We start from the raw sequence: 26,327 nt of genomic DNA on the forward strand, positions 1-26,327 counted from the left end.
CTTATTTATTAAATAAATGATGATAAAAGCCTTGTCTTTCCATCAATTCAGCGTGGGATCCAGTTTCAATAATCTGCCCTTTATCAAGAACAATAACCTGATTTGTCCGCTTTGAAATGCTGAGACGATGAGCAACAAAAATAATCGTTTTGTCTTTTAAACCCATCAGATTGTCAATGACCTTTTTCTCAGTTAGAACATCCAATCCGCTCGTTGCTTCGTCAAGAATAAGAATTGGTGACTTTGTTAAGAGGGCGCGTGCTAGAGCAATTCGTTGCCTTTGTCCACCTGATAGACCAGCTCCATCGGACAATTCTGTTTGATATCCCATAGGCATTTGTTCAATATCCGAACGAATTTCTGCAATTTCACAAGCGCGAATAATCTCTTTTTGAGAAAATATTTGATTCGTCCCTAATGTAAGATTTTCTAAGATGGAACCACTAAAAATATAGGCTTGTTGTGGTAAATAATTGATATATTGACGAAGTGTCTTCTTATCAATCATTTTAAGGTCATTTCCATTGAGACGGATTTGCCCTTTATAAGGCTCATAAAAATGAACCATCATTTTGGCAAGTGTTGTCTTTCCCGAACCACTGATGCCGACTAAGCTCACCTTATCTCCTGTTTTTATTGTTAAGTTAATATCCGATAACGTATCTCGTCCGAAGCCGTATTTATAGGAGACATTATGGAACGTAATATCACCAGCCAAGAAACCTTTCTCTGTAAGTGTTTGCTTAGTTTTAAATTCAGACTCTACTAAATAAACTTCATTCAACCGCTTGTTAGCAACCTTAGCCGACTGCAGCTTAGTTTGCAGATTAATAATACTTTCAAGAGAATTTGTAAAATAAGAAAGTAGAGCCGTAAATGTGATGAGCTGCCCAATTGAGATTTTCTCAGATATAACTAAATGCGCACCGAGCCATAAAATAAGCACATTTAAAATTAATTGAAATCCTTGTTTAAGGGTTGTTTGAAAAATAGAATATTTACTAAGCGTAAAAGATTTATCTAAATAATTTACAAATTCGCTGTCTATCTTTTGGTAACGAGCTTCTTCGCTTGTTAAAGATTTAATGGTTTCAATGCCATTAATATCTTCGATAATAGCAGAATTTACCATGGAATTGCTTTGCATGACGTCATGATTCATTTTTTCAAAAGGCTTTATAAAAGCAAAAATAATCACCGTATAGATAGGAATAGCAAGCAGAGTGAGGAAGAAAAGGTTGGTATTCTGTAATAATAATACCCCTCCTACTATTATCAAAATAGAAAGGTCAAGAAAGAGTGAAAGTATTGTAGAAGCGAGAGCATCAATAATGGAATTAGCATCTGTAAAACGAGAAATAATCTCTCCAGTGCGTCTCGTAGCAAAAAAAGACATTGGTAATTCAAAAATGTGTCGAATATATGATAAAATCACATCAATGGTCAGCCGCTGACTAAGTACAATCAATAAGTAATCTCTGGAAAAACTCATCATTTGCTGCAAAATATAAGTAATAATCAGACCAATAGACACTATTCCAAGAGTTGATCTCATTTGATTTGGAATGTATTCGTCTAAAATTCCTTGTAGGTAGTAAGATCCAACAATATTGATGAGTGTCACAAGCAGACTAGCTAAAACAATATAGGTGACCAGCATTTTCTGTTTAAAAATAAGAGGAATTAAGCTTATCAAACCATTTTTCTTATCCTTATGTGGTTTATAGCTAGGTTCTGGTGCTAAAAAAATAGCAACACCAGTCCATTCTGTTGCAAATGTTTCTTTTGAGATCTTGGTTATTTTTACACTTGGATCAGGATCTCCAACTAGCAGACCTTTTTTCGTATTTTTATAGATAACATAATAATGTGGGAGTTTACCTTTTTTCTGAACATGAACGATAAAAGGATAGGGAATAGCTTCCATATCAAACAAAGACATATCCCCTTGAATCGGTCGTGTCTCAAAACCTATTTCTTGCGCTGCTTGAACAATTCCAAGAGCCGTTGTCCCTTCTTTACTTGTCTTAGCAAGTTCTCTCAGATGTGCAAGAGAGTAGTCTGAACCATAGTATTTTGCAATGGAAGCAAGCGCAGCGACACCGCAATCTCTTGCATCTATTTGAGGAACAAATGTTTTCTTAACATTCACAACAATGATTTCCTTTCTAAAATAAACTCGGATTATTTTTTACGTAGGTAATAGTAGACACGTAATTTGAGATAAACATCTATTAAAACATAACTTATCATCATACTAAAAGCAAAGCTGGTTAGTAGAATACTTAATATGGGAATAGAATGGATAAATAAATAGCTGAGTGATAAAAAAAGAATAAACAGTGCTGTGGCATTGCTATTTCCCCAATTTTGAAATTTTTCTAGTCTTAATAGCACTGTGGCTGACGGACTGAAAAATTTATCTAAAATAATCATCTGATAGAATAAGCCCTTTCATCGTTATAATATGATTATCTCAAAATATTTTTAAATAAATTACAAAAATCTTAAACGGTATGTATAATGGCCTGAATGGTTCAAAAATGCTGTTCAGGCCATTATACATACCGTTCAGGATTTGCTCCGTTATCTTTCATTTGATATGGTAGGATATAAGCTAGGAGGAAAAATAATGATTCAAATTCAACCTTATTCTTTTATTAGCTCTATTTCTCTCTATTTTACGGCTCTCTATCTTCGAACAGTCCATCAATTCTTTAAAATAAAGCTGCGATTGACGCATCCTGCGCAACGAACTTTTCGCCCGACTACTTATTTTGTAGTACAATCCAAATTTTTCTCATTTGAAGATGCCACCAAAAGAATTGAAACAATCCGGAAATATGATAAAATGGGAAAGATTATCCTTATTGGAGAGCATATTGATTATGAATTGCTGTTTAGAAATCACTATCTTGTTTTCGGCGTCATTGATCGAACCAATGATCGTTCTCTAAAATTTCTCAAGGAGCAAATCTGGTTTTATTTGGCTGGAATTTATAAGTAATTTTTATGATATATGATAGCAGAAAAAGACGAATCCTTTTCAGATTCGTCTTTTTCTATCTAATTTGTTGTCTTATTTCGCTGCTTTGTACAATTCATTGACCTTATTCCAGTTGATAACTGAAAAGAAAGCTTTAATGTAGTCTGGGCGAACATTGCGATATTTCACATAGTAAGCATGCTCCCAAACATCAATTCCCAAAATAGGTGTTTTTCCTTCAGAGATTGGCGTATCTTGGTTAGCAGTTGACATCACTTCTAGCTTACCTTCTTTGTTTACCACTAGCCAAGCCCAGCCTGAACCGAAACGAGTTGTTGCAGCTGTTGTAAAGGCTGTTTTGAAATTGTCAAATGAACCAAATGTTGCTTCAAGGTCTGCTGCTAATTCTGCTGATGGTGCTGTTTCTTCTGGTGTCATCAATTCCCAAAAAAGACTATGATTCAAATGTCCACCACCATTATTAATAACCGCTTGACGAATATCGACTGGAATAGACTCCACATCAGCTAAAAGTTGTTCTAAAGCCTTGCCGATTTCAGGATGTTTTGCCAGTGCAGCATTCACGTTGGTTACATAGGTATTATGATGTTTGTCATGATGCAAATGCATAGTTTCTTCATCAATATATGGTTCCAAAGCATCATAAGCATAAGGTAGATCAGGTAAAATAATTGCCATTGTTTTGTTCCTCTTTTTCATTTTATATGAAAATGATAACGTAGACCTATAAAATTTTCAACTTATTTGCTTATAAGTTGTGGGTCATGATCTTTAACAAAGCCAAGTCAAATAAGTAACCTTTTTCGTAAACTCCTGATTTAATCTGATAATCTGTTTCAATCAAGCAGGAGAGAGACTTTTGTAAAACTTCCAAGGGTAATGAGCGGACATCACGCAAGGCATATTTAATTTGAAAAGGATTCACCTTTCGTCCCAAATAACTAGACAACTCTGCTACAATCTGGCTTTCATTACGTCCATTTTCAAAGAGGATTTTCACTTGTGCAAATGTACGAAACTGGCCCAACATAATCGCAATCAGCTTGATTTCATCTTCACCTTGCAAAGTCAAATCTCGTACCAAACTTCTCGCTGCGTCCACCTTTTGATGCAAAATCATCTGAGTCAAGTCAAAAATATTATCCTGCAAGGTTTTCGGAATGGCTTCTGCAATATCCTCGCTTGTAATCACGCCTTCTTTCTTATACTCTTTTAAAAAAGCAATATTTTTGTTAATTTCGCTAAAATGAAAGCCGGATTTAACAAGTAATTCCTCGAAAACCTGTGAGCTAAATTCTAATCCTTGATCTTGAGCTAGCTTACTAAAGTAGGTTCGCAATTCTTGTTCTTTGGGCTCACTTGCTTCAAAAATTTTACCATCTCGCTTGAGCAATTTTACAATTCGCCGTTTACTATCTAACTTCCCTTCTGCAAAAATGACTAATTTTGTCGTATCTGCAGGATTTTCCAAATATTGCTCAAAAGATTTTAATTCCTCATCTGTCAAATAGCGCTTTTTAGCCGTTGTTATGTCCAGAAGATGATCCAAAATAACGATTTTCTCTTCGGAAAAGAAGGGCAAACTCACTAAATCGATCTCCACATCTGGATAAGCAGATTCTTTCATATCGAAATAAGCTACATTTAAATCTGCAACATCATATTGAATTTGATGCAAAAATTGTGATTTCATCCATTCAAATTGTCCTGTATCATCACCAGTCAAAATCGTCAAACTAGGTAGATTTGTCAGATTTACAGCTTTGCACTCTTCAATCGCTAACACAATGACCTCCTTTTTGTGAGCTTTATTTTAACTCTTTGAAAACAAGATAAATTGGTATTTCAAATCAACTCTGTCCCTGTCCCATTCTGCTTGATTTTGCCAGCTTTCATCAGACCGCCTAAAGCTTTTTTAAACTGTCCTTTGGAAATGCCAAAGGTAGTCTTTATATCCTCTGGGGACGACTTATCATTCAAAGTCATAAAGCCTCCTTGACTTTCTAGGTATGTCAGAATCATTTGAGCATCATTTTCCAGCATCTCAAAAGAGCGAGGTTTGAGTGAAAGATTAAGGGTACGATCAACTTCCCGAAAGCCAATCACCCGCACATCTAGCACTTGACCGAGACGTGGCTCGGTATAACGTTCGCTAGGGTGGATAAAGCCCAGCATATTATTCTCCGGCAGATAAACAAAGGTGCCAGAGAGTTTGAGTCGATAAACAATGGCTGGCCAATTTTGATTTTGCATATTATTGTAGGCAGGACGAGCTAAGCGCTGGAAATCCTCCTGATAGGCCAAAAGTCCCCAGATTCGGTCTTTTTTATCGACATCTAGGCGAATATAAAGCCGATCTCCTTTTTTGGGCCAGAGTTCTTTTATCTCCGGCAAGATGTCCAGCGACACTACGATTTGCTTATCCGGAAGTCCTGTATCGACAAAGACCCCCAGATCTTTGCGAACTTCTGTTACCATCCCCCAACCAAAAGTCGTCTGAGTTGCTGTGACTTCGAGAGTCGTCAGGCGAAGTTTCTGTTTCATATCACTATAGACAAAACCTTTGACCGTTTCTCCTAGCTGATACTTACCTTCTTCTTTAGCTAAAGCATAAGTCTGACCATCCTTTTGAACAAAGTAAAAACGATCGTTTTCATCAGTTACTAGACCTGTTATAAATGTTGCAAGATTTGTATTCATTTTTCTCTTTCTATCATTTAAAGGAGCATTGCTTCAGCTCCCTTTCAAAAGAAACTCAGCTAGCCAAACTAACTGAGTTTTAGTTTTTCATTTTCAATCATGGAAAGAAACATCACACTTCAAGCAATTCTTTTTCCTTAGTAGAAGTCATTTCATCGATGTGTTTAACAGCGTCATCTGTCACTTTTTGAATGTCTTTTTCAAGACCTTTCAGTTCATCTTCAGTAATTTCTTTTGCTTTTTCTTGCTTTTTCGCTTCATCCATAGCATCACGGCGGATATTCCGGATAGCAATCTTAGCATTCTCTCCAACTTTTTTAACTTCTTTAGCCAAATCACGACGAGTCTCTTCCGTCAAAGCAGGAATGACGAGACGGATAACAGAACCATCACTAGCAGGTGTAATACCCAGATCAGAAGCATTCAAAGCACGTTCAATATCTTTGATAGATGATTTATCAAAAGGTGTTACTAATAACACGCGCGCTTCTGGAATTGTGATAGAAGCAATTTGATTGAGTGGAGTTTCCACTCCATAGTATTCTACTGTAATGCGATCTAAAAGACTAGCATTCGCACGCCCAGCACGAATACTACCAAATTCACGCGCTAAACTTTGATGTGATTGGGTCATTCTTTCTTTCGCTTTTTCTACAATTGCATTTGCCATAACTTAATCCTCTTCTTTTTCTACATTATTTGAAACAGTTGTTCCGATTTGTTCTCCGAAAACAACTCGTTTAATATTACCAGATTCGTTCATATTGAACACAACAAGGTCAATATCATTGTCCATTGAAAGGGTAGAAGCTGTTGAATCCATAATCCGCAATCCTTTGTTAATCACATCACGGTGAGTCAATTCATCAAACTTCACAGCTGTCTTATCTTTATTTGGATCTGCATTATAGACCCCATCAACACCGTTTTTCGCCATAAGAATCGCATCAGCTTCAATCTCGGCCGCACGAAGGGCAGCTGTTGTATCCGTTGAGAAATAAGGTGAGCCAACACCGGCACCAAAAATGACGATACGACCTTTTTCCAGATGGCGAAGTGCTCGTCCACGAATGTAAGGTTCTGCCACTTGCTGCATTGCAATCGCAGTTTGTACACGAGTATCCACACCTACTTGTTGCAATGAATCAGCCATCACCAAAGCATTCATAACGGTCCCAAGCATTCCAGTATAGTCAGCCTGCACACGATCCATTCCTGCTTCTGCCGCAGGCTCTCCACGCCAGAGATTCCCACCACCGATAACAAGGGCAATTTCAATACCCAAATCATGCACTTCCTTGATTTCCTCTGCCATTTTTTGAACGGTTGAAATGTTAATTCCTATCCCTTTCTCACCAGCAAGAGCTTCACCTGATAACTTGATTAAAATACGTTTATATTTCGGGACTACCATTTTTACTCTCCTTATTTTATCTGTACTATTTTACCATAATTTCTAATTTTTATATAGTCCTATTTTCAAAATATCAAAATTAACAAAAGAAATTTAGTTTTTTCGACTGACTCCTACTTCAATAATGTATGTAGCATATCCTTTTTTCTCTTAATAGATTAATTGATTTATTCCAAAAACGTTGTTGCTTTTATCTGTTATTTTTATCAGTCTGATAAACTCCATTTAAATATGAGTTATTCATAAAAAAACCCTATCCATAGATAGAGTTTTTATTCTTAAATTAAAGTGAGTTGACATCAACCTTAATACCTACGCCTTGAGTAGTAGTGATAGTAAGATTTGTCATGTATGTTCCTTTTACAGTAGCTGGTTTTGCTTTGGCAATCACATCGTGGAATGCTTTAAAGTTTTCAACCAACTTGTCAGCTTCAAATGAAACTTTACCAATAATAGCTTGTACGTTACCTGCACGGTCTGCACGGTAAGTAATCTTACCACCCTTAGACTCTTCAACTGCTTTTGCAACGTCCATTGTTACAGTACCAGTTTTAGGGTTTGGCATCAGGTTACGCGGACCAAGGACACGTCCAAGGCGACCTACAAGTGCCATCATGTCAGGTGTAGCGATTACTACGTCAAAGTCCAACCAGCCGTCATTAATTTTTGCAACGAGATCATCTTCACCAACGAAGTCTGCACCAGCAGCTTTTGCTTCTTCTGCTTTTGCACCGCGTGCGAACACAAGCACACGCTGAGTTTTACCAGTTCCGTTTGGAAGAACCATTGCACCACGGATTTGTTGATCCGCTTTTTTTACGTCAATATTCAAGTTATAAGCAACTTCTACAGTTGCATCAAATTTTGCAAAGTTTGTTTCTTTTGCAAGTGCTACAGCTTCTTCTACACTGTATGCTTTTGTGCTGTCGATTTTTTCAAGAGCAGCACGAAGTTGTTTGCTTTTTTTAGCCATTTTCTATTCTCCTTGTAAGTGGTTCAATCGATTTTCATCTCCCACGTCCTTCTCGTCTGATGAAGTCTTGCGGGTTTGGGTGTTATTGTTTAGTCAACAACAGTGAATCCCATAGAACGAGCAGTACCTTCGATCATACGCATTGCAGACTCAAGGTTTGCAGCATTCAAATCTGGCATCTTAGTTTCAGCAATTTCTTGTACTTGTGCACGAGTAACTGTTGCAACTTTCTTCTTATTTGGTTCGCCTGATCCTTTGTCAGTACCGGCAGCCTTTTTCAAAAGGACAGCAGCTGGTGGAGTCTTTGTAACGAAAGTAAATGATTTATCTTCGTATACAGAGATGACAACTGGAATAATCATGCCAGCTTGATCAGCTGTGCGAGCGTTGAACTCTTTCGTAAATCCCATGATGTTGATACCAGCTTGACCAAGCGCAGGACCAACTGGTGGAGCTGGAGTAGCTTTACCAGCAGGGATTTGCAATTTTACAAGTTTTTCGACTTTTTTAGCCATTTTTAAATCCTCCTTTGTGGTTTTGGCGGTAACGTAATATTTTTACCTCCCACAAGTATGCTTATGCATACCTTTCTATTATACACTAAAACTGATTAATTGCAAGAAAAAACACGAAAAATTTTTCTATCTTTCTCCAGTTTTTATGGTAAAATAAACTTATGACATTATTAAAAATAGCTTCTGTTTTATTTATCTTTTTAACTATTATTTTAACTATTATTATCACCAAATTATTTCGTCTGAAACGATTTGGCTTAAATTTTGCTGATTTGGCCTTTCCACTTCTCGTGCTAGAGTTCTATGTCATCTCAGATAAAGCTTTCTATCACAGCTTATTGCCAGAACTGACTTTAGCGCTCTCTGCCTTAGCAATTGCTATTACCGTTTATTTTCTTAAAGTTAAACGTAGCTTTTACTATCCCAGATTTTTTAAATTCTTCTGGCGAGCTGGTTTTATTTTGACCTTCTTCATGTATCTAGCCATGGTCATCGGTCTTTTTTTGTAACAATGTAAAACACACCCATCGGTCATGGAGTAGCCGATGGTTTTTTGCATATTCCTATGTTTTGAAAATCTAGAAAGATAGTTATAACATATCCTTTGCATTTTACAAAAGCGTCCTCATTCCTGTTATGTTGGTAAGAAAGGAGTTAGATTTATATAAGATAAAATTGATATATTCACTCGTTTTTTACTGTCTAAATTTTATAAAAAGATGCAGATCATCAAACCGAGACTGATCGAACAGTTCTCATTCATCCGACATCCGCACTTAACAGACTTAGCTACGCTCCCGTACAACTTGGAATGGCAAGGCCAAGCAAATCATCTCTTATGTCAATGTGAGGCCTGAAGATGATGTTGCTTCCAAAAGCCTACCAAACTTTTGTAGAGAAGCCAAGCCAGACCTGAAAGATTATGCACGTCCATCTGGGTATGTTTGCTACAGAAGTTGCTATGATTCCCATGAATAATCTAGGCCAAGCCTTGAAAATTTTAGAAGAGGGCCCCTAAGTCTGATAAATTAATTGGTGTTCAGTGCTTTAGGACAATCAATAGCCTCACCTCTATCCTGTCTTTAATGCTTGTGCATGTCTTAGCTTGCCAATCTGGCTTCAGAAAAACTGATAACCCAATTGTCTGTTCGTGAGCCTAAGCCATGCTGCAAATCGCTTAAGCAGGACTTTATTAAGAATTCACAGACCTGAAAATCATTGTTCATCACGCTAGGGATATGCTTTTTTCTGTAGCAAGCATATCCGCTCTATCCTTTCAGAGGAGCAGGTAGCTGATTTTCACAAATTTTATATTGATACAGCTATCCTAGGAAATCCAAATCTCCTGGAACTAATTATTGATTATTTTGGTGCTGACCAGTCTCTTAAGAGGAAGGCAGACATTCATTTAGAAAATTTAAAACCTAAGTCAAGATGAAAGCTTATTCATGAATCTCTAAAGGTAGGCCATCCGGATCAAAAAAGAAAGCCATCTTACGGCCGTCAAAGTCATCATAGCGCAGTTCAGTATGGGGAATTTCTAAACGGTCAAATTCCATCAAACATTCTTCGACATCCGTCACTCGGAAGGCTAAATGCCGCAGACCAGTGTGCTCTGGAGCAGGCAGGGATGGTCGTTTGGGAGCCTCCTTCTTGATGAAAATTTCCAGAATTAGATTCCCTTTACAAACGTTAAAAAGAATATCCTGTTTGTCAGGCCGGTGGTGCTCATCTAATATATCAAAGCCTAGTTTATCTACATAAAAAGCCTTAGTCTTGATATAATCATGACCGATGATGGCTATGTGGTGAATGGTATCTAATTTCATAACTTATTTTTCCTTCCTTGGTAAGTAGAGAAAATCTGCCGGCTGACTGCTGGCAGATTTGTTTTTATAGAATGATTTTCTTGCTAGCAGACTAGTGAAATTAGAATCAATTCGTCTGCAAAACTTTTCTCGGCTTCGTTCCTTCGGCAGGACCAATAACGCCCGCTGCTTCCAACTCTTCCATGAGTCGGGTTGCTCGATTGAAACCAACAGATAAGCGACGTTGGAGCATTGATGCACTCGCTTTTTGAGTTTCAATCACCAAAGCTCTGGCTTCTTCAAAGAGGGGATCTCCTCCATCATCGCCACTGCCAGACTCCATATCGCTTTCAGATACTTCGCCCGGATCAAAGCTATCATCGTAGTCAGCTTCCGCTTGATTCTTGACAAAGGCAACGATTCGCTCCACATCTTCATCTGAGATAAGGGAGCCCTGCAGTCGAATCGGATGATTTTCATCAATAGGCTTAAAGAGCATATCCCCACGGCCCAAAAGCTTTTCTGCTCCATTCTCATCGAGAATGGTTCGGCTGTCTGTTCCACTAGAGACAGCAAAAGCAATCCGAGACGGAACATTAGCCTTAATCAGACCGGAAATAACATCTACAGATGGACGCTGAGTTGCCAGAATCATGTGAATCCCAGCTGCCCGCGCCTTTTGCCCTAAACGGATAATAGCATCTTCTACTTCCTTACTAGCCACCATCATAAGGTCAGCCAGCTCATCTACGATGACAACGATTAAAGGCAGGGGAACCTGCTTGTACTCTGACTGGGCATTATACTCAGCTACCTTAGCATTATACCCAGCAATATTACGAGCACCGACCTTAGAGAAGAGTTCATAACGATTTTCCATCTCGTCTACAACCTTCTGTAACGCACGACTAGCCTTGCGAGGATTGGTCACGACAGGGATGAGCAAGTGAGGAATATCGTTATAAACAGACAACTCCACCATCTTAGGATCAACCATCATGAACTTGACCTCATCTGGTCTAGCCTTCATGAGAATGCTCGCAATAATACCGTTAACTGCCACAGATTTACCAGAGCCCGTAGAACCCGCCACCAAGAGGTGGGGCATCTTTGCCAAGTCAAATGTACGAACAGATCCATTGACAGCTTTCCCCAATGGAATTTCAAGCAATTTCTTGTCATCTGTCTTAGACTGCTCCCAGAGTTCTCGGAAAGTCACAGTCGCAACTTCAGAGTTAGGTACTTCAATTCCGACCAGGGATTTTCCAGGAATCGGCGCTTCAATCCGCACATCCTTAGCAGCTAGAGCTAGAGCTAAGTCATCCGCCAGATTGGAAATCCGATTAACCCGTACTCCAACAGCTGGTTTGACCTCATACTTGGTGACGGAAGGTCCGATTTCAGCCCGCTCAACTGTAGCTTTTATCCCAAAGCTGGCAAATGTCTCTTCCAAAATCTTGATATTGTCTCGGACAATACGCTTTTCCTTGGACTGGTTTTTAGGCTTGTCAGGCGCAAAGAGGTTGATGGTCGGCAGCTTGTAGTCCAGACTTTCCTTGGTAGTAAAATCGACCTCAACATCTGCATCTGCTTCCGCCATCTCCTCATCGTGGCCGAAGTCCAGAGGTTCATGAGGGTCATATTCTCCCAATTCATCATAGTCTGCCTCGTCAAAGTCCACAGGTAAGTGTGACAAGTCCTCATCATCTAAAATCTCTCCCGTTTCAGGATCCACTTCAGATTCTTCTTGCTCTACCTGAATAGCATTCATTGCATCTTGCACAGCTTTTTCTTCTTTTTCTACAAATCGTTGCTGGCGCTTGGCTTCTCGCTTTTCACTCCAGACGTGATAAGTATCACTTAATTTTTCAAAAATATCATAAATCGAATATGGACTGATTAAAAGAATCCCTAACAATATCAGAAGAGCACCAATAAAGTAGGAACCCATACTTGAAAATAAAAAGGCCACTGGAGTATAAAGAACCGCTCCTAATAAACCACCGCCAGCAAAAGCACTTACTTTAAATGAGCTTAAATCCGTTAAAATTCGTGATAAGGTTGTACTTAGAACCTGTCCTTTTAAGCTTAAAACATTTACAAAATAAGCTTGGAATATGAGCAACAAACCGATAAAAATACTGAAAAAGCCTGATTTATACCCTTCGTGCTTATTAACCCATTTAAAAAAGAAAAGATAAATGAGACTGGCTATAATAGCGATATAGGCTAAACTTCCCACCAATAATCGAATAAGATTGTAAAGGGTGATTCCAACAGCTCCCCATTTTAATGCTGCAAAAAGAAGTAAAAAAGCAATCCCAAAAGTTACTAACATCCTCCGAATAGCTTTCTGACGTTCTAATTCTGCTTTTGTAGGTCGTCTTGTTGTCCGACCTTTCTTACTATTTTTCTTACTTGCCATAAACTTTATTATATCACAAATCACACACTAATCCAATGCAAGAAAAAAAGTAGAAGTTCTATCTGCTTCCACTTTTTAAACAACATTGTCTACTTCCAAATCACTTCATCATCTACATCATTCTTTGGCAAGACGAACCATAAAATCAAATAAGGAATAAAGCCGATTCCATATACTAAAAATGCTATTCCCCAGATTAGGCGTACAATGGTAGGATCAATTTCGAAATAATTTGCTACTCCTGCGCATACACCTGCAATTTTCTTATTTCGCACATCTCTTGTCAATCGTTTAGTCATCTCTGTTCCTCCTTTTATAGATGTATTATAACATAAAATTTTTACCATTAAATAATTTAATAAAGAATTTCTATGAATCAATTATCAAAAGTTCAGCCATCAACAAAATTAGAAATCTTATTTTTGAAATTGACTTAAAATAAAGCGAAAGATTGGTTCGACAATAATAAAATTCAAGGGCAATGCGGTTATGAATCCAGAGATATCTCCTACTGCTAGATAAGCCCATAAAAAGTGGCCTACAACAGACAGATTCCAAATACCATCATGCTACACATGAGAACTGTCAAAAATAATAATTCCTTAAAATTCTTTGGCATTAAATGCTCTATCCTTTGTTAATAAACGTTATTGTAGCACAAAAATTTTTTCTCGTAAGAAAATGTTTTCGTATCTTCAGGTACTAGCTATTTTTAGACAAAAAAGTAAGTCAATAGTAACTTGCAGGTCGTACAGAGACATCTCAAAGGGTTTGAAAAAGACTTTTATTTATAGTAAAATGTGAATAACTCAATATTCAGAAAGGATACCTATGAAAAAATTACTTATCTTAAGTCTCACTACGGGGTTATTTTTGACAGGCTGCACTAGTTTACAAAGAGCTATCAAAGGAAATGATTATGTAGATTCAAGTCTTGCTTCCGAATCCAGCTCAAAAGCGGCTAAAAAACAAAAAGAAAAACAAAAAGCGGCTCTAACAGATAAAAATGCTCATTTTCCACAGTTATCTGACAAGGTGGCTGAAGATGAAGCAGAAGTAAAGATGACAACAACAGAAGGCGTTATTTCCATGAAGCTCTTTCCAAAATATGCACCACTTGCGGTAGAAAATTTCTTAACACATGCTAAAGAAGGTTATTATAATGGCGTGACTTTCCATCGTGTCATTAAGGATTTCATGATTCAAACAGGAGATCCTAAAGGAGATGGGACAGGTGGTGAGTCTATTTGGAAAGGAAAAAATTCTAACATTGATTCTGGCAGCGGCTTTAAAACAGAGATTTCATCTTATCTCTACAATATTCGTGGCGCATTAGCTATGGCACGCTCTTCCAATCCAAATTCCAACGGTAGTCAATTCTTCATCAATCAAAATACTAAGGATAGTTCCAATCAACTTTCTAGTGAAACATATCCTCAAAAAATCATTGAAGCCTATCAAAAAGGTGGAAACCCAAGTTTAGACGGAAACTACACCGTCTTTGGTCAAGTCGTTTCTGGTATGGATGTCGTTGATAAAATTGCTGCTACTGAAACCGGCGAAAATGACAAACCTAAAAAAGAAATCAAAATTGAGAAAATCGAGATTATCAAGGACTATGATTTCAAAAAATAAGCTTGCGATCCAAGTAATAAAGGAGGGAAATCAATATGATTATCTGGGGATATAAAGGTTATCAGAAAAACGTAGGCCAGACCCAAAGCAATATCGAGTGTGCTAACTGCCACAATGTCACACCTTGGAACATTATTGAAACGGGCCGAAAGTTTACACTCTATTGGATTCCTACCTTTTCTTACGGTAAAAAACATTACCTCACCTGCCCTATCTGCCAGCACGGCAAACAGATTGAGAAGCAGGAAATCGAACAGTTTTTGAATTATTGATAGCAGAAAGAGACGATTCGCAATGAATCGTCTCTTTGCTTCTGCTTCATTTGATCAAGTCAACTGGTTAAAATCCCATATCTGGTCCATCCAGCCTTCATAGAAATCAGGCTCGTGGCAGACCATGAGAATGCTGCCCTTGTATTCTTTCAGAGCTCGTTTGAGCTCTTCCTTGGCATCGACATCCAGGTGATTGGTTGGCTCGTCCAGCACTAGAACATTATTTTCTCGGTTCATGAGGAGGCAAAGGCGAACCTTGGCCTGCTCCCCACCTGAAAGAACTTGGATCTGGCTCTCGATGTGCTTGGAAGTCAGACCACATCTGGCCAGAGCTGCTCGAACTTCTGCCTGATTAAGAGCTGGGAAGGCGTTCCAGACTGCTTCGAGCGGTGTTTGACGATTGCCGCTTTCAACTTCCTGCTCGAAATAACCCAGTTCCAGATAGTCCCCACGCTCGACTTGACCTGCAATAGGCGAGATAATACCCAGCAGGCTCTTGAGCAGGGTCGTTTTCCCAATTCCATTTGCCCCGATAATCGCTACCTTTTGATTGCGTTCAAAGGTCAGGTTAAGGGGCTGGGTCAGCGGACGGTCGTAACCAATCTGCAAATCCTTGGTTTGAAAGATAAAGCGGCCAGGTGTACGGGCAGACTTGAAGCCAAAGGATGGCTTTGGCTTTTCACTTTGCAACTCGATAATGTCCATCTTATCCAACTTTTTCTGGCGAGACATAGCCATATTACGAGTCGCCACGCGGGCTTTGTTGCGGGCCACAAAGTCTTTTAGGTCCGCAATTTCCTTCTGCTGGCGCTCATAAGCCGCTTCCAGCTGAGATTTTTTCATCTCATAGACTTCCTGGAACTGATAGTAGTCGCCAGAATAACGGGTTAGATGTTGATTTTCCACATGGTAAACGATATTAATCACATCATTCAAGAAAGGACTATCGTGCGAGATCAGAACAAAGGCATTTTCATAGTTCTGTAGGTAGCGTTTAAGCCAGTCAATATGCTCAGCATCCAGATAGTTGGTTGGCTCGTCCAAGAGCAGGATATCCGGTTTTTCCAGAAGAAGCTTAGCTAAGAGAACCTTGGTGCGCTGCCCACCAGATAGCTCTGTCACATCACTCTCCATGCCGTAGTCCATAACACCCAAAGCCCGTGCAACTTCGTCAATCTTGGCATCTAGAGTATAGAAATCTCGGCTTTCCAAGCGATCCTGTAGCTCGCCCACTTCCTCCATAAGAGCATCAACATCGGCTCCTTCCTCAGCCATGCTCATATAAATTTCATTGATACGGGCCTCAGTTTTGAAAAGCTCGTCAAAAGCTGTGCGCAAGACATCGCGGACAGACTGGCCTTGCTCCAACACAGCATGCTGATCCAGATAGCCAACAGTCACATATTTAGACCACTCAACCTTACCCTCGTCCGGTAGCATTTTCCCTGTCACAATGCTCATAAAGGTTGACTTCCCCTCACCATTAGCACCAACCAAGCCGATATGCTCACCCTTGAGTAGACGGAAGGATACATCCTCAAAAATAGCCCTGTCACCAAAACCGTGGCTGAGATTTTTTACTTCTAAAATACTCATCTTTTCTCCTCTATCATTGATTCCAGTTCCTTGATTATACCATCAAAAGAGATTTTTTGGCAAGACAGAAGAAAAGGAAAAACGAGCCACTTAAGTCTCGCTTACTTGTTCTCAATTCGCATGATGCGTATGCTTAGTAATCCACTGGGTCAGTTTGATATTAAGCCAAAAACTATAAATACCAAAAGTAACAAGCGTCAAGAGCCACCACTTAATCCAATTTCCAAAAAGCTGTATTGCAGTACCGTCAAAATAGAGACGGTGCCCGTCAATGACCGTATGCTTTACCTTCCAATTATACAGAATACACATGCCCCAAGGTGCACAGATACCTAGCGTCAAAACTGTAATCAAGATAGCTAAAATAGCATGACCAATGTAAGAAAATAGACCACCATCAAAATAAGACTCTTTGTACATAATATCTCCTCCTCTATCTAAACCAACTCTTTCAGAAACTGAATCAGTGTTTCTGCAGAACGTTTACCAGCTTCAAGAATGAACTCATCAAAAGTGACATTAGCATCATGGCTAGCTGTGTCGCTCATAGCCCGAATAACCATAAAAGGCAGACCAATCGAGTGAGTAGCTTGGGCAATAGCTGCGCCTTCCATCTCGACGGCTAAGACATCTGGAAAATGCTCCTTGATGCGATTAATCTTATCTTGACCGGCAACAAAGCTGTCACCTGTCGCAATCAACCCTACTCTTGCGATTTGATGGGTCTTTTCCAAAACTTTCTTCATTTCAGCAACCAGATAGCGACTAGCTTCAAAATAAAGCGGCTGCCGTGCCATCTGCCCATAATCATAGCCAAAGGCCGTCACATCCACATCATGATAAACCAGATGATCTGCGACTACCACATCGCCAATAGCCAGACCTTCTGCTACTGCTCCAGCTGATCCTGTATTAATCACAGCTGTAACCTTGAAGTCATTGACTAAAACAGCCACACTCATAGCGGACATGACCTTGCCAATCCCGCTTTCGACCAACACCACTTCATGACGACCGATAGAGCCTGTATGATAGACATGACCCAACCGTAAGTATTTTTCGGCATTTTCCAAATGCTCCAATAAAATCTTTAACTCCTCAGGCATAGCCGCAATAATTCCAATTTTCATGTTTTCCTCTCGTTCTATCATAAAAAAAGCGAAAGTCTAAGCTTCTCGCTTTTTTATAACCAAATAATAGCGACAATTAAAGCAATCAAAAGTAGGACAATCCAAAATAGAATTTTGTTTAATTTCGCTTGAAATACGCCACGTTTTGCATTTTCAATCCGTCGGCTTTTGGTCACTGTTGGTTCCACATTAATTTGTAGTGTATCTTGATTGAAGCTGCTATTTAGAGAGGAATAACCAAACTGGCTTCTAGTCGTTTTTAAAATTTTGGTTTCTTCTTCATCATGCAAAGGTGGACCTGAAATATCTTCACCACGATTTGCCCTTTCAATCATTTCATCTGTTAATAAAGGTCTTCCCATGAGCATCCCCCTATCTTCGATTTGTTTTCATTTCCCAATACTGGAGTGCAATGATGGTTTTGGCGTCACAAATATCACCACTAGCAAGGAGCGCTTTCGCTTCTTCCAATGTCACTTCATAGAGTTCTAACGTCTCGTCCTCATCTTGTGGACGAGGATTTTCAACTTTTGTTAAATGGCTAGCGCTATAAAGTCTGATTCGCTCATTGCAAAAGCCAATCGCCGAATAGAAATCATAGAGCAACTCCAATTCACCGGTATAGCCAGTTTCTTCTTCCAATTCACGCAAAGCAGCAGCTTTAGGATCCGCATTTTCACCAACTTCTAACTTGCCTGCTGGAATTTCATAAGAGGTTGCTTCAATAGCTTTGCGGTACTGCTTGACCAAAATCATTTTATTTTCTGATGTTAATGCAATAACTGCTACAGCACCATTATGGAAAATCAAATCACGATAAGCTGTACCTTTCCCAGCCGGTAGCTGAACTTTATCTTTGACAAGGTTAAAAATAGGGCCTTGATAAATTTCTGTTCGTTTTAGCGTTTTTTCTTCAAAATCCATAGCCGTTCCTACTTATTATCTGGATGATGTGGTAAGCGTTTTGCGTATTCATCTTTGTTAATCTGACGACCACGTCCGATGGCAATAGCGTCTGCTGGTACATCCTTAGTAATGGTTGAGCCTGCACCGACAAGAGAATTGTCTCCAAGCTCCACTGGCGCAATAATGGTCGAATTAGAACCTACAAAAACATTATTTCCAATGACTGTCTTAAATTTATGCTGTCCATCATAATTCACTGTAATCGTTCCAGCACCAAAATTAACATTTGCTCCCACTTCAGAATTTCCAATATAGGTCAAGTGTCCAGCTTTGGTATTTTCACCGATAGAAGACCCTTTCACTTCAACGAAATTTCCTACATGTACATTTTTAGCAAGACGTGAATCTGGACGGACATGAGCGTAAGGTCCTACCGTTACACCATCTGCAACTGTAGACTCCTCAATCATCGAATTTGTAATCACAGTTTGTTCTCCGATAATAGAGTCAACAATATACGTACCGTTTATCAAAATGCTGCCTGCACCAATTTTCGTTGTTCCTTTCAAGGTAACATTAGCTTCAATTTGGACTTCTGGTTCAATTTCTACATCTACATCAATATAAGTCCCTTCTGGATTAACAAAACTAACACCATTTAGCATGTGAGCTTGATTGATGCGCCGATGCATAATGCCTTCTGCTGTTGCCAACGCTATGCGGTCATTAACTCCCAGACTTTCATCAAAATCCTTCAGAGTATAAGCACCGACTTTTTCACCATTTTCACGGAAAATACTGATTACATCTGTGATGTAGTATTCTCCTTGCGCATTATTGGTATTGATATTTTTCAATGCTTCAAAGAGACGAGCATTATCAAAAACGTAAGTTCCTGTATTGATTTCCTTGATTTGTTTTTCAAAATCCGAAGCATCTTTTTGCTCCACAATTTTGAGTACTTCTTCATGCTGATTACGGACAATCCGACCATAACCAAATGGATTTTCCGCTTCTGCTGTCAAAATCGTTGCAACATTCTTATGATTGATATGAAAGTCAATCAGATTTTTCAGGCTCTCTCCTGTAATCAAAGGAGTGTCTCCTGCAATCACTAATGTTTGTCCTGCCAGTCCTTTCAGTGCAGGCTCTGCCATCATAACTGCATGACCAGTTCCCAACTGCTCGGTCTGACGGACAAATTCTGTCTGACCTGCTAATACTTGCTCAACCATTTCTGCTTTGTGCCCAACCACCGTCACAGTCTTTCCTGGTGTAATAGCAGCAACACTTCTAAATACATGTTCTAACATGGAAATTCCAGCAACTTTGTGGAGCACTTTTGGTAGATCTGATTTCATACGAGTGCCTTTTCCAGCTGCTAAAATAATTGCATAGTTTGTCATAATAGTTCCTTTTATCAAAATAAATTTATTTTATTATAGCATTTTTTATATCATTTGTTAAGATTCTCTCTGCAGCGCTTTGATCTATATCTTTGATAGTGGATAAACCTTGTGAAATTCTTCTAAGACAACACCACTTTCTTGCGAAAATTCCAAACCTGCTTCCGCCAGACACTCTGTGAAAAATGCCTGATGGACTTGCTGCCAGTAGGCCAAGGATTTATCTCCTTCTCCTTCCTTAAAGGCGTGATCGGCTGAAACTTGATTAAAAGGCAACACAGAGACTTTGGTGATTTCAACGATACAGACTGCCCTATCCTGACTGTCTAAAATGACATCAAAGCTTCCTGCCTGCGGCAAGGGCTCATTTTCAAGCTTATAGAGCTCATAGGCCGAAGCTGTCGCTGTCTTCTCTCCACGAAGCACTAAGTCGGCAAGCTCATCTGCCAAGGCACCAAAGGCCCAGGCATCAATCTCATCGCCAATCTCTGGATTGATTTTCTTATATGCCTGCCACATTTCTTTTGGGGTCATAATTGTTCCTGCCTTCCTAAGTTAAAAATTATTACTTATAGGAAATCTTCATCCCACTCCATATCACTATCAAAATCAATAAAAAAATCTGCCTCTAAAGAATCCTTGATAAAATTTAAGCCATCTCCCAGTCCAAAGTTCTCTTCAGCTGTATATCGTCCAAACTGAGGACGAATTTCAATGTTAGAGTCTTGCAAATCAAAAATAATTTCTAAAGAGAGATGGAAATCATTTTCTTTGATTGGATTTTCATCAAATGCATACAAATACACTTGGTAGGAAATTTCTTCTTCCGACTGGGTAAGGCGTTCGTATCTCAAACTAGTAAAAGTCAAAATAGAGATATGGCTACAATAGTCTAACAGTAACTCACTTTCCTCTGCCATAAATTTTTCTATATTCCCTAATATCATTAATCCTTTTATAAAAGCCATACGTTTTCCTCATTCAAAATCCATAAAGTCATCATGCTCATAATAGTAAAGCAGAGCCTGTAAACACTCTTCGTCAGTCACTTCTGCTTTCTGCTCCATGACTGACAAGAGAACATCCGCAAAATCTTCACCGTAATAAATCAGCTCCAGCTCTTGCTCCCTTACTTGTCTAGGATAAACATCCTTATTATCCACCACTTGAGGATAATCTGCAAGCCAGTAGCTAGTCTGAAAATTCAGTTCTCCATTTTCCTTAGCATACAAACAGAAATCATCATCTAGCTCTTCCGATTTTACAGCCTCCATGATATCTTTTAAGTCATAGGTTTGGTTTTTCTTCATTGGTCAAAAGTCCCTTTCCATTCATAAGCCGGATAAGCTCCTAGACACTGATAGCCCAAGCTTTCTGCAACCTTCTTGGAAGCTTCATTGTGCGCATCCCAGAGAGGAAAGAGTGAGCGGTTTTGGGCTTCTAAAATCATCTGGACACCCAAGATTTTGGCCAAGCCCTGCCTTTGGTAGGCTGGCTTGGTAGCAATTTCAATCTCAAGGGCTCCATGATAGACCAATCCTGTCGATACAGCGGCGATTATTTCTTCTCCTGAACAGAGTAGAAAGCCAAAACCACCCGCTGCTTGAAACTGTTTAAAATCAGCAAAGTCACCCTGTAAATCCTGGGACCAAACTTCCTCAGCTAGACGCTTATATCTCGTCTCATCAATCAGAAAAAGTTGGCAGTTTGCTGGTATCCTGCTCTGCCATTTCTCCAAAGTCTCTGTGTCAAAGTCGGCCCTGTCAGCAAAAGCATAGCGAGTAAACCGATGCAGCTCACTCTGGCTATCCAAGAACTCCTGCCAACTAGGCTCCTCGGAGACAATAACCTTGTCAGCCAATCTGTATTTAGCTCTATAATCCTGCCAAAAATCCGAATCCGCCTGACCAGCCGGAAAGATGAAATTTCCTAATTGGTATAGGCAGGCTGTCTCAGATTCATTCATGAAGAGCTTCCCTAGTCCAGTATCCAAGCCGTAAACAACCATGTTTTTAGACCAAGAGTAAAAATACTTAGTCTTCATTGCTTTCACCTTTGATTTCCTCACTTCAAGCTCCAACCACCGTCGATTTTGAGAATCTCACCCTGCATAGCAGCTGCCTTGCCACTAGCTAGAAAAAAGGTGACATCAGCCACTTCTTGAGGATCTAACCAGCGCTTGATCGGCGTTTCTTCAGCAACCCAATCTGCTAAGCCACCTGGTTCAAAATCTGCCGCAGTCATCTTGGTTTTGACTGCTCCTGGTGCAATTCCAAAAATCTGAATTCCTGCTTCAGCATAATCAAGTGCTAATTGCTTGGTAAATCCTGCTAAAGCATGCTTAGAAGAGGTATAAGCATGACCGCCACCACCAGCTAAACTCGATGCGATAGAGCACATATTGATAATGATGCCTGAGTTTTTCTTCAACATCTGTGTCAGATAATAACGTGTTAATTCTACTGGTGTCACATAGTTAATCTCGAAAATTTCTTGGATTTCTTGAGCAGTTTGCTCCAGTAAAGGTTTATAATCATCTAGTACTCCAGCTGTATTGCAGAGGACATCCACTTGCGGGCACCAGTTAAAAACTGACTGAAGCGTCAGCGTTAAATCTTGTTGAAGAAAATGAAAATCTCCTGTCAGATTTGGTTCTTTAGACTGGTCTACACCATAGACGCGCCAGCCATTTTCCAAAAAGAGCTGTGCCTGTGCTCGTCCAATCCCTGAACTGACTCCCGTCACCAATACTGTCTTAGTCATGAACTTCCACCCAGTCATCTGCTAAGACATCACAAGGAGTTGGGCTCCACATGGAAAAACCTTCCCCTTCGCCTGACACGTTGATAAGAAAGTACGGAGTCACATCAAGTGTCACTCCATTTTGTTCAATGCTGTCAAAAAGCTGGATGTAGTTCTCTGCCCCACCCCAACCAGTACGAACGTATTTCTTCTTAGCTTTCAGACCTGGTAAAATTTCTTCAAATGTCATTATCTTCTACCTCTTTCTTCTTTTCATATAACTAGTATAGCAAAATATGATGTCCTACGCTGTTTTTTCCTTGCCTTTTGCTGCTACTTCTGCTAGACTAGCAAGAGTAAATGAATTTTGAGTAAGTATTTTTGTTTTTCATCTTTACTTTTTCTATTTTTTACACAATCTTTTAGAGAAAGGAAGTAAGATGTATGACACAAGGTACAGTAAAATGGTTCAATGCTGAAAAAGGCTATGGTTTTATTTCACAGGACAATGGACCAGACGTTTTTGCTCACTTTTCAGCGATTCAATCCGACGGATTCAAATCACTGAATGAAGGTGACAAAGTAATGTTTAACATTGAAGAAGGTCAGCGTGGTCTTCAAGCAGTCAATATTACAACATTAGCATAAAACAAGACAAGACTGGAAATCCCAGTCTTTTTATTGTTTTAAAATGACGTTATAATGTCAAGCTCAATTTTTACCATAAACAGTCAAATTTGCAAAGATAATGAAATGTGTAGGGACATCTACTTAGTGCCTCCGCTTTTTCATTTCACTTTTTACCTATTTTTGCTTTCAGCAAACGGATGAACTCTTCATTGGTTCCATTCGTTATAATAGCATTCATCACTATCTTTCTTTGCAACAATTTAGTGAAAGTATCAGTTGGAAGTTGTTCAACTAATTCTTCCCAACTTCGTTTCGTCAACTGATTCAGGTCCTTTAGGGCACTTGCTTCCAACCGTTTTCTTTCCGCTTCATTTTCAGGATAACCCATACCAAACTCACCATCAAATAATTTATCCAATGTATATTGTAGGTTCAATTCTCCTTGCCAACCAAAATTTAACCCTAATGGCAGGGAAGCAACATTTCCTCCATTGATTCGTCCAAAGAGGAAAGCATCTTGTGGGGTCTCTATATAGCCACACAAAAGACCCGGTAAACTATTACAGAAGCATCATACCTTGACCTGAAGAGCAACCTGTTACAACAAAATCCACTGCTCCACTTTCGATTAAGAGACTAATCATCATCGCTATCTCAACATAAGAATACTGCTCGTTCTCCTCCTCAAAAATACCAAAATTCAATACTTCGTCAGACGATTGGACTGCTTTTTTTACAGATTCAAATAGCAGCGAATTCATATTTCTTCGAGTGGTTCCTTGGATAACCGCAACTCTCATTTCAACTCCTTTTCCATTTTGACAAAAAGGTAACTATCGCCATTGCTTTCCTGAGGCTTCCGCCCAATCACGTTGAAACCACAATGAAGATAGAGCTTTTGAGCTCTTTGATTAAAATCTGCAACTGAGAGAGTTAGGCTTTTTACTGAGATATTTTCTTCAATAAACTGCAGAATGGTTTGTAAAAACTCTTCCCCTTGACCTTTACCACAATACTCTGGCTTCATCCCTAAACCTAGTTCTTGCTTGTCTTTACCAATTGGGAAAAGACAGAAAAAACCATACAATTCATCATTTTTGAGAATTTGATAATAGTGATTGCCACGCGCTTCAGGAGATAAAATTTCTTCATAATCCTCAGGGTCTGCTTGCATATCATAAAAGCTATAAATTCCTTCATAATGCCAATTATTAGCAATTTCTTCTGCATTACTTTGCCTTGATGGTTCAATCTTCATAGATATCATTTCTCAAAATTCCCAATAAAAACGTTTCTGATCAGCTTTTTCCTCACAACCCAATTTTCGATAAAACTCATGAGCCTTCATTCGTGAAATACCAGAGTTTATTCGAATACCTGTGTAACCCGCTGCCACACCCTCTTCACGAATGGCCTGCATCAAAGCTTTGCCATATCCCTGACCTTGAAAATCTTTGTCAACTGCTAATGCCAACAGGTTGAGTAAAGGCGGAAAATAGAGGCAATCATAGCTAGCCGCATGGGCATAGCCAATCACTTGTCCAGCTTGGTTTTTGGCTACTAAAATAATCTGTTCTGGCTGCTGCAAAACTCGTGCTAATTGAGCTTTCGTTGCTCCAACATCATAATTGTAACCCAAGATCTCCAAGTTGATTTTTTGGATAGCTGCTACATCTGACAATTTTACATGACAAATCATCAAAACACCTCATTTCTGCTTCTATTATATCAAAAAACAGCCTAGCCGGCTGTCTGGATTAAAACTCATCAATTGATTTCCGAATGGTGGTAGCCATAGACAAAATAGATTATCGTTCCGACTAGTAAAGCAAGCCCAAATGCTAGCCAAGTGTCAGAGCCATATTGGCTCATGAAAGACAGGCAGATAATAATCGATAAGATAGGCGTCAACGGTACCAAAGGAGTTTTAAATTCCCCTGCTTGAGGAAGTCCTTTGTCCTTTCGAAGCTTCAGAATAGCAACTGCCAACAACATCAAATAAGCCAATGTACAGATATTCAAAAAGGAGGCAATACTTGCTAAAGGAAACATCCCCGCACAAACTGCTGTAGCTATTCCCACCAAAATCGTAGCATTTTTCGGAACTCGACTAGTAGCAGTTAATTTTCTAAAGGACCTTGGCAGCAAACCATCACGCGCAATACTATAAATCATGCGCGACAGAGCATAGGTCATGGAAATACAGACAGTAATCAACGTCAAAATAGCCACCACCGACACATAATTAGCCGCCCAGCTAAGTCCCACAGCACGAAGGGCGAAAGCGACTGCATCGGCTACATCTAACTTGCTGTAGTGAACAATCCCTGTCAAAACCAATGTCACTAATATATAAAGAACTGTTACAATGGATAGAGACAACACAATCCCTCGTGGAACATTTTTTTGTGGCTCCTTTATCTCGTCTACCGCCATAGATATGGACTCAAAACCCAAAAAGGCAAAGAACATCAGAGAGGCACCAGCCATAATACCAACTTCACCACCATACAGTTTACCAAATCCAAATGGAGCAAAATGAGACCAATTTTCAGGCTTAATAAAGAAGATTCCTGCCAGAATAAAAAGAGCAAGTGCCGAGAACTTCAAAACAACCAAAGCAGAATTAAACCGCAAAGCTGCTCTAGAATTTAACAGCACCACGCCAGTTACAAATACCAAAACCAGTATCGGCAGTAAATCTATATAAGTCCCCGCCTGCGGATTAAAGGTTCCGTTGAGCATTTTGGGCATACTCAAACCAAATCCATTCAGCAAACCTTTCAAATAGGATGCCCAACCAGATGCCACGCTAGATACAGCTGTCATAAATTCCATAATGGTCAGCCAGCCTACTATCCAAGCTGGAAACTCACCAAGAACAACATAAAGATAACTATAAGCACCCCCATTTGCAGGAATTCTCGACGCAAATTCTGCATAAAAGAAAGCAGACATACTCACGCAAAGAGCAGAAATAATAATCGAAACAACTAAAGCAGGACCAGCTAATGTGGCAGCTGCCGTTCCAGTAATCGTAAAAATCCCCGTCCCTACCATAGCGCCAATTCCTAACAAAATCAAATCCAACAATCGTAAATGACGCCGCATGCCAGTCCGATCTCGACTAACATCTTTTTTTCTAAATATACCCATCCCAAACTCCAA

The 26,327-nt window shown here is 39.4% G+C and carries 31 protein-coding genes and 1 pseudogene; 5 read left to right on the top strand and 27 right to left on the bottom strand.

The features are described from left to right. Position 1: 1 nt before the first annotated feature. Positions 2-2,152, bottom strand: coding sequence for a peptide cleavage/export ABC transporter (locus tag PCY10_RS04570; protein WP_021002970.1), 2,151 nt, complete (start codon positions 2,150-2,152; stop codon positions 2-4). A 480-nt stretch (positions 2,153-2,632) separates the two neighbouring features. Between PCY10_RS04570 and PCY10_RS04575 the strand changes: the two genes are divergently transcribed. Continuing rightward, positions 2,633-3,007 carry a hypothetical protein gene (locus tag PCY10_RS04575; RefSeq protein WP_041787483.1) on the top strand — a complete coding sequence of 125 codons (375 nt, stop codon included), beginning with the start codon at positions 2,633-2,635 and terminating at the stop codon, positions 3,005-3,007. A 72-nt stretch (positions 3,008-3,079) separates the two neighbouring features. Here the strand turns inward: PCY10_RS04575 and PCY10_RS04580 are convergent, their stop codons facing one another. From PCY10_RS04580 to rplK, 7 genes are all read right to left on the bottom strand, one after another. Next, on the bottom strand, positions 3,080-3,685 hold the full coding sequence (locus PCY10_RS04580) for a superoxide dismutase (protein ID WP_021002972.1): 606 nt from the start codon (positions 3,683-3,685) through the stop codon (positions 3,080-3,082). A 70-nt stretch (positions 3,686-3,755) separates the two neighbouring features. Next, positions 3,756-4,793: a DNA polymerase III subunit delta gene (holA, locus tag PCY10_RS04585; protein ID WP_301558909.1), complete on the bottom strand. Its 1,038-nt coding sequence runs from the start codon at positions 4,791-4,793 to the stop codon at positions 3,756-3,758. Positions 4,794-4,852: 59 nt separating this feature from the next. Continuing rightward, positions 4,853-5,707 (bottom strand): RNA-binding virulence regulatory protein CvfB, encoded by an 855-nt coding sequence (cvfB, locus tag PCY10_RS04590; protein ID WP_301558910.1) that lies wholly within the window; start codon positions 5,705-5,707, stop codon positions 4,853-4,855. 112 nt (positions 5,708-5,819) lie between these two features. Then, the gene (frr, locus tag PCY10_RS04595; protein WP_003069936.1) at positions 5,820-6,377 is read right to left on the bottom strand and encodes a ribosome recycling factor; all 558 of its coding nucleotides are present in this window, start codon (positions 6,375-6,377) and stop codon (positions 5,820-5,822) included. Between the two features lie 3 nt (positions 6,378-6,380). Further along, positions 6,381-7,121, bottom strand: coding sequence for a UMP kinase (pyrH, locus tag PCY10_RS04600; protein ID WP_003073377.1), 741 nt, complete (start codon positions 7,119-7,121; stop codon positions 6,381-6,383). Positions 7,122-7,404: 283 nt separating this feature from the next. Further along, positions 7,405-8,094 (bottom strand): 50S ribosomal protein L1, encoded by a 690-nt coding sequence (gene rplA, locus PCY10_RS04605; RefSeq protein ID WP_003073378.1) that lies wholly within the window; start codon positions 8,092-8,094, stop codon positions 7,405-7,407. An 89-nt stretch (positions 8,095-8,183) separates the two neighbouring features. Further along, a complete protein-coding gene (gene rplK, locus PCY10_RS04610; protein WP_004233911.1) occupies positions 8,184-8,609 on the bottom strand; it encodes a 50S ribosomal protein L11 in 426 nt (141 codons plus the stop codon). 161 nt (positions 8,610-8,770) lie between these two features. Here rplK and PCY10_RS04615 point away from each other — a divergent pair, with 161 nt between their 5' ends. After that, on the top strand, positions 8,771-9,118 hold the full coding sequence (locus tag PCY10_RS04615; RefSeq protein WP_242758100.1) for a DUF3397 domain-containing protein: 348 nt from the start codon (positions 8,771-8,773) through the stop codon (positions 9,116-9,118). Positions 9,119-10,051: 933 nt separating this feature from the next. On the opposite strand, the gene PCY10_RS04620 is transcribed toward PCY10_RS04615, so the two are convergent. The 3 genes from PCY10_RS04620 to PCY10_RS04630 form a co-directional block, all read right to left on the bottom strand. Beyond that, positions 10,052-10,438 carry a VOC family protein gene (locus PCY10_RS04620; RefSeq protein WP_301558911.1) on the bottom strand — a complete coding sequence of 129 codons (387 nt, stop codon included), beginning with the start codon at positions 10,436-10,438 and terminating at the stop codon, positions 10,052-10,054. 106 nt (positions 10,439-10,544) lie between these two features. After that, complete coding sequence (locus tag PCY10_RS04625) at positions 10,545-12,842, bottom strand: DNA translocase FtsK (RefSeq protein ID WP_301558912.1); 2,298 nt, start codon at positions 12,840-12,842, stop codon at positions 10,545-10,547. An 89-nt stretch (positions 12,843-12,931) separates the two neighbouring features. After that, on the bottom strand, positions 12,932-13,141 hold the full coding sequence (locus PCY10_RS04630) for a PspC domain-containing protein (RefSeq protein WP_301558913.1): 210 nt from the start codon (positions 13,139-13,141) through the stop codon (positions 12,932-12,934). Between the two features lie 532 nt (positions 13,142-13,673). Between PCY10_RS04630 and PCY10_RS04635 the strand changes: the two genes are divergently transcribed. Together PCY10_RS04635 and PCY10_RS04640 are read left to right on the top strand one after the other, a co-directional pair. Continuing rightward, the gene (locus PCY10_RS04635) at positions 13,674-14,477 is read left to right on the top strand and encodes a peptidylprolyl isomerase (protein WP_009570364.1); all 804 of its coding nucleotides are present in this window, start codon (positions 13,674-13,676) and stop codon (positions 14,475-14,477) included. Between the two features lie 35 nt (positions 14,478-14,512). After that, the gene (locus PCY10_RS04640; protein ID WP_301558914.1) at positions 14,513-14,749 is read left to right on the top strand and encodes a zinc-ribbon domain-containing protein; all 237 of its coding nucleotides are present in this window, start codon (positions 14,513-14,515) and stop codon (positions 14,747-14,749) included. Positions 14,750-14,803: 54 nt separating this feature from the next. Here the strand turns inward: PCY10_RS04640 and PCY10_RS04645 are convergent, their stop codons facing one another. From PCY10_RS04645 to PCY10_RS04700, 12 genes are all read right to left on the bottom strand, one after another. Then, complete coding sequence (locus PCY10_RS04645) at positions 14,804-16,345, bottom strand: ABC-F family ATP-binding cassette domain-containing protein (protein WP_301558915.1); 1,542 nt, start codon at positions 16,343-16,345, stop codon at positions 14,804-14,806. 111 nt (positions 16,346-16,456) lie between these two features. Continuing rightward, a complete protein-coding gene (locus PCY10_RS04650) occupies positions 16,457-16,765 on the bottom strand; it encodes a DUF898 family protein (RefSeq protein ID WP_020998913.1) in 309 nt (102 codons plus the stop codon). Between the two features lie 17 nt (positions 16,766-16,782). Continuing rightward, positions 16,783-17,475, bottom strand: a complete 693-nt coding sequence (locus PCY10_RS04655) for a 5'-methylthioadenosine/adenosylhomocysteine nucleosidase (RefSeq protein ID WP_301558916.1) — start codon at positions 17,473-17,475, stop codon at positions 16,783-16,785. 53 nt (positions 17,476-17,528) lie between these two features. After that, on the bottom strand, positions 17,529-17,837 hold the full coding sequence (gene macP, locus PCY10_RS04660) for a cell wall synthase accessory phosphoprotein MacP (protein ID WP_020998915.1): 309 nt from the start codon (positions 17,835-17,837) through the stop codon (positions 17,529-17,531). 10 nt (positions 17,838-17,847) lie between these two features. Then, on the bottom strand, positions 17,848-18,399 hold the full coding sequence (locus tag PCY10_RS04665) for an NUDIX hydrolase (RefSeq protein WP_004233934.1): 552 nt from the start codon (positions 18,397-18,399) through the stop codon (positions 17,848-17,850). An 8-nt stretch (positions 18,400-18,407) separates the two neighbouring features. Beyond that, positions 18,408-19,787: a bifunctional UDP-N-acetylglucosamine diphosphorylase/glucosamine-1-phosphate N-acetyltransferase GlmU gene (gene glmU / locus PCY10_RS04670; RefSeq protein WP_301558917.1), complete on the bottom strand. Its 1,380-nt coding sequence runs from the start codon at positions 19,785-19,787 to the stop codon at positions 18,408-18,410. A gap of 84 nt (positions 19,788-19,871) precedes the next feature. After that, the gene (locus PCY10_RS04675; RefSeq protein WP_021002982.1) at positions 19,872-20,321 is read right to left on the bottom strand and encodes an ASCH domain-containing protein; all 450 of its coding nucleotides are present in this window, start codon (positions 20,319-20,321) and stop codon (positions 19,872-19,874) included. 35 nt (positions 20,322-20,356) lie between these two features. Further along, the gene (locus PCY10_RS04680; protein ID WP_009568244.1) at positions 20,357-20,755 is read right to left on the bottom strand and encodes a hypothetical protein; all 399 of its coding nucleotides are present in this window, start codon (positions 20,753-20,755) and stop codon (positions 20,357-20,359) included. A 9-nt stretch (positions 20,756-20,764) separates the two neighbouring features. Then, positions 20,765-21,097, bottom strand: coding sequence for a hypothetical protein (locus tag PCY10_RS04685; protein ID WP_301558918.1), 333 nt, complete (start codon positions 21,095-21,097; stop codon positions 20,765-20,767). Continuing rightward, complete coding sequence (locus tag PCY10_RS04690) at positions 21,094-21,831, bottom strand: GNAT family N-acetyltransferase (RefSeq protein WP_021002984.1); 738 nt, start codon at positions 21,829-21,831, stop codon at positions 21,094-21,096. Before PCY10_RS04690 ends, PCY10_RS04685 begins: the two co-directional genes overlap by 4 nt. Positions 21,832-21,851: 20 nt before the next feature. Further along, positions 21,852-22,550: a 3-oxoacyl-ACP reductase gene (locus tag PCY10_RS04695; protein WP_021002985.1), complete on the bottom strand. Its 699-nt coding sequence runs from the start codon at positions 22,548-22,550 to the stop codon at positions 21,852-21,854. Continuing rightward, the gene (locus PCY10_RS04700; RefSeq protein WP_003028259.1) at positions 22,543-22,779 is read right to left on the bottom strand and encodes a DUF2829 domain-containing protein; all 237 of its coding nucleotides are present in this window, start codon (positions 22,777-22,779) and stop codon (positions 22,543-22,545) included. The genes PCY10_RS04695 and PCY10_RS04700 overlap by 8 nt, the downstream gene beginning before the upstream one ends. Positions 22,780-22,973: 194 nt before the next feature. Between PCY10_RS04700 and PCY10_RS04705 the strand changes: the two genes are divergently transcribed. Then, positions 22,974-23,177, top strand: coding sequence for a cold-shock protein (locus PCY10_RS04705; protein WP_003069970.1), 204 nt, complete (start codon positions 22,974-22,976; stop codon positions 23,175-23,177). Between the two features lie 145 nt (positions 23,178-23,322). On the opposite strand, the pseudogene PCY10_RS04710 reads toward PCY10_RS04705, so the two are convergent. The 4 genes and pseudogenes from PCY10_RS04710 to PCY10_RS04725 form a co-directional block, all read right to left on the bottom strand. Next, positions 23,323-23,959: pseudogene (locus tag PCY10_RS04710) on the bottom strand (RpiB/LacA/LacB family sugar-phosphate isomerase). Further along, a complete protein-coding gene (locus tag PCY10_RS04715; RefSeq protein WP_301558919.1) occupies positions 23,956-24,417 on the bottom strand; it encodes a GNAT family N-acetyltransferase in 462 nt (153 codons plus the stop codon). The pseudogene PCY10_RS04710 and the gene PCY10_RS04715 overlap by 4 nt, the downstream one beginning before the upstream one ends. Positions 24,418-24,429: 12 nt before the next feature. Beyond that, positions 24,430-24,858, bottom strand: a complete 429-nt coding sequence (locus PCY10_RS04720) for a GNAT family N-acetyltransferase (protein ID WP_301558920.1) — start codon at positions 24,856-24,858, stop codon at positions 24,430-24,432. Between the two features lie 68 nt (positions 24,859-24,926). Beyond that, the gene (locus PCY10_RS04725; RefSeq protein ID WP_301558921.1) at positions 24,927-26,315 is read right to left on the bottom strand and encodes an APC family permease; all 1,389 of its coding nucleotides are present in this window, start codon (positions 26,313-26,315) and stop codon (positions 24,927-24,929) included. Positions 26,316-26,327: the final 12 nt, after the last annotated feature.

The organism is Streptococcus sp. SI1, from assembly GCF_030439945.1.
In the GTDB taxonomy this organism is placed as follows: Bacteria; Bacillota; Bacilli; order Lactobacillales; family Streptococcaceae; genus Streptococcus; species Streptococcus intermedius.

Excerpts from the sequence above, each read along its gene's own strand:
- PCY10_RS04575 (WP_041787483.1), top strand. The coding sequence starts at position 2,633 with ATGATTCAAATTCAACCTTATTCTTTTATTAGCTCTATTTCTCTCTAT.
- PCY10_RS04580 (WP_021002972.1), bottom strand. The coding sequence starts at position 3,685 with ATGGCAATTATTTTACCTGATCTACCTTATGCTTATGATGCTTTGGAA.
- cvfB (WP_301558910.1), bottom strand. The coding sequence starts at position 5,707 with ATGAATACAAATCTTGCAACATTTATAACAGGTCTAGTAACTGATGAA.
- frr (WP_003069936.1), bottom strand. The coding sequence starts at position 6,377 with ATGGCAAATGCAATTGTAGAAAAAGCGAAAGAAAGAATGACCCAATCA.
- pyrH (WP_003073377.1), bottom strand. The coding sequence starts at position 7,121 with ATGGTAGTCCCGAAATATAAACGTATTTTAATCAAGTTATCAGGTGAA.
- rplA (WP_003073378.1), bottom strand. The coding sequence starts at position 8,094 with ATGGCTAAAAAAAGCAAACAACTTCGTGCTGCTCTTGAAAAAATCGAC.
- rplK (WP_004233911.1), bottom strand. The coding sequence starts at position 8,609 with ATGGCTAAAAAAGTCGAAAAACTTGTAAAATTGCAAATCCCTGCTGGT.
- PCY10_RS04615 (WP_242758100.1), top strand. The coding sequence starts at position 8,771 with ATGACATTATTAAAAATAGCTTCTGTTTTATTTATCTTTTTAACTATT.
- PCY10_RS04620 (WP_301558911.1), bottom strand. The coding sequence starts at position 10,438 with ATGAAATTAGATACCATTCACCACATAGCCATCATCGGTCATGATTAT.
- PCY10_RS04625 (WP_301558912.1), bottom strand. The coding sequence starts at position 12,842 with ATGGCAAGTAAGAAAAATAGTAAGAAAGGTCGGACAACAAGACGACCT.
- PCY10_RS04630 (WP_301558913.1), bottom strand. The coding sequence starts at position 13,141 with ATGACTAAACGATTGACAAGAGATGTGCGAAATAAGAAAATTGCAGGT.
- PCY10_RS04635 (WP_009570364.1), top strand. The coding sequence starts at position 13,674 with ATGAAAAAATTACTTATCTTAAGTCTCACTACGGGGTTATTTTTGACA.
- PCY10_RS04640 (WP_301558914.1), top strand. The coding sequence starts at position 14,513 with ATGATTATCTGGGGATATAAAGGTTATCAGAAAAACGTAGGCCAGACC.
- PCY10_RS04645 (WP_301558915.1), bottom strand. The coding sequence starts at position 16,345 with ATGAGTATTTTAGAAGTAAAAAATCTCAGCCACGGTTTTGGTGACAGG.
- PCY10_RS04650 (WP_020998913.1), bottom strand. The coding sequence starts at position 16,765 with ATGTACAAAGAGTCTTATTTTGATGGTGGTCTATTTTCTTACATTGGT.
- PCY10_RS04655 (WP_301558916.1), bottom strand. The coding sequence starts at position 17,475 with ATGAAAATTGGAATTATTGCGGCTATGCCTGAGGAGTTAAAGATTTTA.
- macP (WP_020998915.1), bottom strand. The coding sequence starts at position 17,837 with ATGGGAAGACCTTTATTAACAGATGAAATGATTGAAAGGGCAAATCGT.
- PCY10_RS04665 (WP_004233934.1), bottom strand. The coding sequence starts at position 18,399 with ATGGATTTTGAAGAAAAAACGCTAAAACGAACAGAAATTTATCAAGGC.
- glmU (WP_301558917.1), bottom strand. The coding sequence starts at position 19,787 with ATGACAAACTATGCAATTATTTTAGCAGCTGGAAAAGGCACTCGTATG.
- PCY10_RS04675 (WP_021002982.1), bottom strand. The coding sequence starts at position 20,321 with ATGACCCCAAAAGAAATGTGGCAGGCATATAAGAAAATCAATCCAGAG.
- PCY10_RS04680 (WP_009568244.1), bottom strand. The coding sequence starts at position 20,755 with ATGGCTTTTATAAAAGGATTAATGATATTAGGGAATATAGAAAAATTT.
- PCY10_RS04685 (WP_301558918.1), bottom strand. The coding sequence starts at position 21,097 with ATGAAGAAAAACCAAACCTATGACTTAAAAGATATCATGGAGGCTGTA.
- PCY10_RS04690 (WP_021002984.1), bottom strand. The coding sequence starts at position 21,831 with ATGAAGACTAAGTATTTTTACTCTTGGTCTAAAAACATGGTTGTTTAC.
- PCY10_RS04695 (WP_021002985.1), bottom strand. The coding sequence starts at position 22,550 with ATGACTAAGACAGTATTGGTGACGGGAGTCAGTTCAGGGATTGGACGA.
- PCY10_RS04700 (WP_003028259.1), bottom strand. The coding sequence starts at position 22,779 with ATGACATTTGAAGAAATTTTACCAGGTCTGAAAGCTAAGAAGAAATAC.
- PCY10_RS04705 (WP_003069970.1), top strand. The coding sequence starts at position 22,974 with ATGACACAAGGTACAGTAAAATGGTTCAATGCTGAAAAAGGCTATGGT.
- PCY10_RS04715 (WP_301558919.1), bottom strand. The coding sequence starts at position 24,417 with ATGAAGATTGAACCATCAAGGCAAAGTAATGCAGAAGAAATTGCTAAT.
- PCY10_RS04720 (WP_301558920.1), bottom strand. The coding sequence starts at position 24,858 with ATGATTTGTCATGTAAAATTGTCAGATGTAGCAGCTATCCAAAAAATC.
- PCY10_RS04725 (WP_301558921.1), bottom strand. The coding sequence starts at position 26,315 with ATGGGTATATTTAGAAAAAAAGATGTTAGTCGAGATCGGACTGGCATG.